Source organism: Halomonas sp. PR-M31 (assembly GCF_001039575.1).
In the GTDB taxonomy this organism is placed as follows: Bacteria; Pseudomonadota; Gammaproteobacteria; order Pseudomonadales; family Halomonadaceae; genus Modicisalibacter.
In genome coordinates, this window is the sequence record NZ_JIBT01000015.1 from 1 (window position 1) to 5,468 (window position 5,468).

General features: G+C 55.7%; 3 protein-coding genes and 1 pseudogene. All 4 read right to left on the reverse strand.

Annotation, left to right across the window (positions count from 1 at the left end; translation table 11 throughout):
* Window positions 1-570, reverse strand: a pseudogene (locus tag CH74_RS05145) (poly(beta-D-mannuronate) lyase); the annotation flags it as partial.
* 75 nt (window positions 571-645) lie between these two features.
* A complete protein-coding gene (locus CH74_RS05150; protein WP_048306418.1) occupies window positions 646-1,560 on the reverse strand; it encodes a polysaccharide lyase in 915 nt (304 codons plus the stop codon).
* Window positions 1,561-1,680: 120 nt separating this feature from the next.
* Window positions 1,681-3,252 (reverse strand): alginate biosynthesis protein Alg44, encoded by a 1,572-nt coding sequence (locus CH74_RS05155; protein ID WP_048306419.1) that lies wholly within the window; start codon window positions 3,250-3,252, stop codon window positions 1,681-1,683.
* A gap of 71 nt (window positions 3,253-3,323) precedes the next feature.
* Window positions 3,324-5,243, reverse strand: a complete 1,920-nt coding sequence (locus CH74_RS05160) for a glycosyltransferase (RefSeq protein ID WP_048306420.1) — start codon at window positions 5,241-5,243, stop codon at window positions 3,324-3,326.
* Window positions 5,244-5,468 lie beyond the last annotated feature (225 nt).

The following is a 5,468-nucleotide window of genomic DNA, read 5'->3' on the forward strand; positions in this document are numbered from 1 at the left end:
GCGCACGATTGAGTAGGCCATGGCGGCAGCAAAGATCATCGACTCGGTGGCGTACCAGGCCTGGCGATCATCGCTGGAGTAGTGGAAATCGAATAGAGCATTGCTTTTCGCCCAATGATCAAGCACCTCGACGAGACAGCTTGAATAGTAGCCGTCACCGGTGGCCATGTAGCTGCCGGCGAGATCCGAGACCATGCCTTCGAACTGAAACATGGGTTCGGAGGCGAGTCGCCATTCATCTGGACTGGGGTAGAAGCCGGGCAGGCGGATCTTTTCGTCCAGGGTTGGTATGGCCATCAGCTGACGGCAGCTCTCGCCGGATCTGAGTTGATCCATCTGGTTGATCAGAATGGGATTATCCGTTGTCTTGAGCAGTGCGCGACGCTGATCAACGTCAAAATAAGAAGCATCTGTGTCGGTGACCGTATAAGAGGAGAGATCCAGTTTCTGGCGCTCCTTATAGCTCAATGCCTGAGCCTGCGTGCTGACATAGAGGCCAACAGCGCCCAAAAGGGCGCTGCATAGCCATGGCAGGGAAGCTCGACGCAGCGAAGTTAAGGCTGAATGCATGAAATGCCCTTGAATGAAAAAACATACAATAGCGAGATGAACGCGATGTCTCGGCTACTGACTAACGATCAATGGTCAGCTGTTGGGCGCATAAATTTCGAAGGCGCCGAAATCGGCGATTTGATCCCGGGGTGTGCGCCACTCTTCGCCGTTTCCGCCAAAGAAGGTGGAGAACATCACCCCGTCGATGGTGACATCGGCCGTTTTGCGATAGACGATGTCCTGCTGTTCAAGAATGGGTCGACCGTCGATCCATACTCGAGCAACGCCGTTCTCCTGGTCAGGGTCGTTGAGGATGAGCTCCTGCTCGACGGTGACCCAGCGTCCAGTGGGGAAGTACCAATCACCACGCCCAACGGAAAGGCCATATTCCTCATCCGAGTTGGCAATATATTCGTAGAGCTCGCCCTGGCCATTCTCCCGCCACATGAAGCGCATTGAAAAGCCATTGTAGCCTGTGACTTCCTCTCCGCCGCTGGGGGCGCTGCCACCATACAAACCAGGTAGTTTGCCCCCCTTGACGAAGTCAAACCCAGGCTCGAAGCGTATCTTGTAGCGAAGACAGGCGCGATCCGCCCCTTGAAGTTCCTTGAGGCTTGCATAGAAGCCGGCGCCACCTTCGCCTTGATCGCTGGGCGAAGACGTGCCCGCAGGATAACTGACGCGCAGGCTGGGAGTATCAAGCCCGGACTCGGCGGGAGAAAGCAAAGTGACATTCTTGTCCAAGCCCCAGTTCTTCTGGGCCTGGTAGGTCCGTTCAATGACGCTTTCTATGTCTTTCAGGCTCGTTTCAGGGGACGGCGCTGCCTGCAAGGGATAACGGGATGAGCAGGCCTGGACGGTGGGCACGCTTAGGGAGTCCTCGGTATCTTCTGCCATGGCGGACGGAACGAATGAGACCGCAGCGATCAGTAGGCTGGTACTCGTTATTGCTGCCTTGAGGCGAAAAGATGAAAAGCATGACGAGACATGAGGCTTCTTGATTTGCATAACGGCTTCCTTAATTGATCTGCCTGTGGCGAGTGTCACGAACAGGCAGAAGTGGTGTCGCGTGCGTGAGATTCCGGTTGCGATATAAAAATCACAGGCGCTAGGCAAAAACGCGGCGCACTAGGATGCGATAGCACCGAAGAAATTCTGTACCTGTTGAATAATGGCGCGCCCGCCCTGCCAGACCCATTCGACAGGACCGTCGATCAGAGGCGTCTCGGAAAAACGCACGTCTACCGGAAGGCCCACGGCTTCAGCGGACAATGGCTCTTCAGGAACCAGTAGAACGCTGGCGACGTTCTGCTGCTGACGTACCCATTCCGGGAAACCGGCGCGAGGCTGGCGCTCCACGTCAAGGGCGACGGATCGCACTCGAGCTACGATGGGCTCGGAGGCGTTGGGCAGGGCGACATAGGCACGCTGATGAGGTTCGATGTCCGCGATATCGCTCATATGAACCAAGGCCTCGACCATGACATCGTCGTCATCGGTACGGATCAGGGTCATGATGCGATCGCTCTCGTTGATATAGGTACCGCCAGCGCTACTCAATGCCCAGGCAACAACACAGTCGCAAGGACTGTAGATGTTGTTGGCTGCCAGTCGTGCTTCCAGAGCATCAACCCTTGCATTCTCATAGCCTTTGGCAGTTTCAAACTGCTGAACGCGGATCTTGGCAACTTCCGGCGACACGTTCTCGAAGCTTGGCGGGCGCCCATCGACCGGTGTGGTCGAGCGAGCCATGCTGACCTCGTCCACATTGGGATCTTCAAAGCTCTTGCGCATGTTTTCGATTAGCTGCGCGTTATAGTTGTAGGCGGCGCGGGCCAGAATGAGATCGGTTTCGAGACTGCTGTTGCTGACCTTTGCCAAGAGCGTATCGCGGCTCACTCGATCGCCTGCCGAAAGGGAGTGTTCACTCAGCTGGCCCGCCCCGGGTGAAAGGATGTCGATACGTGGGGCGGTCACGGCAGCAAAACTCGGCTCGATGAGCATGAAATTACGATAGATCGTGGCGGCAATGACGATGAAGAGCACGGCGGCGGCAGCAATCAGAGCCGCATAGCGGCGCAGCGGCTTCTTTTCTTTTTCCTGTGCAGCGGTTGATGCCGCCATGCTTCTCCGCTTGCGCGGCGTCTGAGGGTCTTCCTGTTCGATCAGATCTTCTACGGCAGTATAGCGCCCGCTTAGGTGCGAACGTACGATGCGGCGAAGCAGTTCGCGATGGCGCTGATCGATCTGCACGATCTCGAAGGCCGAAATACGGCTGTTGCCATTACGCTCCTTGTGATTACGTAATGCCTTGGCCACTACCGGCACGATCAATTCAGCAGAACCGGCCATCAGCAGCAAGGATGCCTTTACGACTTGATCGGGTTCGAAGGATTGATCGCTGTGTACGGAAAAACCGCCCAGAGAGATGTCCTCTCCTGGTAGCGTACGTCCATCCTCCAGCTGTACCTGAAAGGGAGCGCTGACACGTACGAACTGACGTTCGTCGCGACGTTCGTGATTCAACTGCTGTTTCGCTGAGTCATTTGCTTGAGGCTCAGCCTGGGCGTCGTTGTCGCGAACGGCCTTGTGCGCTTTGGGTTGGCGTGGTTCGCTTCTCGTGGCCTGCTGATTATCACTGTTGCCCAGTGTCGGCTCGTTACGGTCCTGACTATCACGAGGACGGTGCTTGTCTGCCATAAATGTTATCTCCTGTAGAATTCTGTTCGACTGCGCCGCACCAGGGCTGCGCCAAGCTGTTTTAGGTAAAGTCAGTCGTCGCGGTCGAGACGTATTTCCATATTGCGTAACTCGATGGGTCCTTGATCGGTCATCAGCAGACACTCGCCTTGCTGACCACACTGCAGCGGGTTTGTTTCATTCAAGGACTGCCCCTCGCTACCGTGCACGCTGGAGGCGATCTCAGGTGCTACCAGCAAGGTGGTATGCGTTGTACTGGAAGCGTCGCCGGTAATGCTGGCGGCGCGAACGGCGTGCAATTTGGCGATTTCATCGAACAGCGACGCATCGAGAAAGTGCTTGCCACGAGGCAAGTGAACTTCACCGCCCTGAGATACATCGGACAAGGCAGGCGCGATCCAGTAGCTGTCGCCCTGGGGTGCCCTGTCTCGCAGTCCAAGTTCTTTCTCGAAAGTGAATATTGACGTTTTGTCTGGCGGCACCATCACACCGACGGCCATGATCAAGACCGTCAACATGCCTCCCATATAGAGCGTATGGATTAGGTGACCACCGATCCGCTGTCGACGTGCCGCCTTGGGATCGCTGGGCTCGCCTGCGGAGATGCCCTGACGCGACCAGGATTGGCGATTGAAGCGAAAGCTGATGTAGGTCTTGAGCAGCGCGCCACCGACCTGGTTGTAGTAGAGCAGGGGCACCCATAGCATGCTGAAGCGCTTGCGCTGCAGCGCCAAGACCGAAGCAATGATGGTACGTGTGAATATGACCCAGATGATGTAGGCGAAGATGAACGATGGGCGTACGAAGGTCGTCACCAGAATGGCCACCGTCGGCCCGATCAGGGTGGTCCACATGGAAAGCCGCTGATCCACCAGACTCCACCAGGTAAAGAAACCCATGCGCTTTGGCCCTAAGGCAATGGCGCGGCCACTGGTACGCAGCATGTTGCCGAACCAGCGCTTCATCAGGTCGATGGTAGAGTGGAAAAAACGATCCTTGTCGGGAAGTTCCTCGAAACCCGACACATAGACATCGGGAATGTAGAGCATTTTCCACTGATTCTTGAGCAGCCAGTACCAGGTGGACTTGTCATCACCGGAAAGGAACTTGAATTTGCCAAACCGCCAGTGATCCACATAGTCGTTCTCGACCAGATCGATGAAGTCGGGGTGCGTGGCCAACTCGGCACGAAAGGCGCTGTAGCGACCGGTCAATACCAGCAAACGCTCGGAGAGCGACATGGAGCTCATGACCAGATGGCGCTGTGCATAGCGCAGGTCATACCATTCACGGGTGACGTCGCCGCCGTTGACGATGGCCCGGTTGTTGGTGGTTAGTGCACCAAGTTCTTGATCCAGCAAGAAAAAAGATAGCGAGCGAGAAAGAGTGCCGGGCTCGATCTGGATATCGCCGTCCATGGAGATGAGAAGTGAGTTATGGGAGGGCATACGCCGCGAGATGGCCCGCAGTACCTCGGCCATGGCTGAGCGCTTGCCATCGCCCTTTTGGAACATGTATCGGACTTCGATGTTGCCAGGCCAGTTGTTCTCAGCCATTACATGATCGATGACATCGATATCGCTGCGATCCGAGATGGCAGCAAAAATTAGAGTTGGAACGCTGTAGTCAGCCACGTCCTTGATCAGCGCATCGTAGACCGCAAAGTTGATTTCCGGCGCGATGCGATATGACGTGCAGAGTACATAGAGCGCATCGGGCTTTTCAGTGACGTTGACGGCATCCGCTTTCTTGCGCAGCTCGGGGAAAACTAGGCGGTTATACCATACAGAACGTACTGCCTGGATCATCCACCAGGAGTAACGCCAGGCACCAATGACACCGATTGCTAGAATGAAACTTTCCGATTCCACGGAAAATACTTCGGGAGGAAGTTCGGTCAATATGATGACCAGCGTCGCCACGGCCACCAGAAAAGCAGTGAGTTCGGTCACCCAGCGAGTCTTGGAGTTTCCTTTTTGATAGCCATTCATCTGGCAGCATCCTCAATCTTGAATGCAATTACTGCTTGCATCGTTGCTCCCTGAAACAGCGCTCTGAAAACCAGCTGCCCCTTTACGGCACAAGGCCCATCGACTGATGGTCGATGGGCTTGTGGGACTCGTTTGGACTGGACGGTTTAGTGTGCACGTTGGCGCAGCGATTCACCGCGTCCAATCGCATAGTAGAGAAGACCGGCAGACTTGACTGTTTCCGGG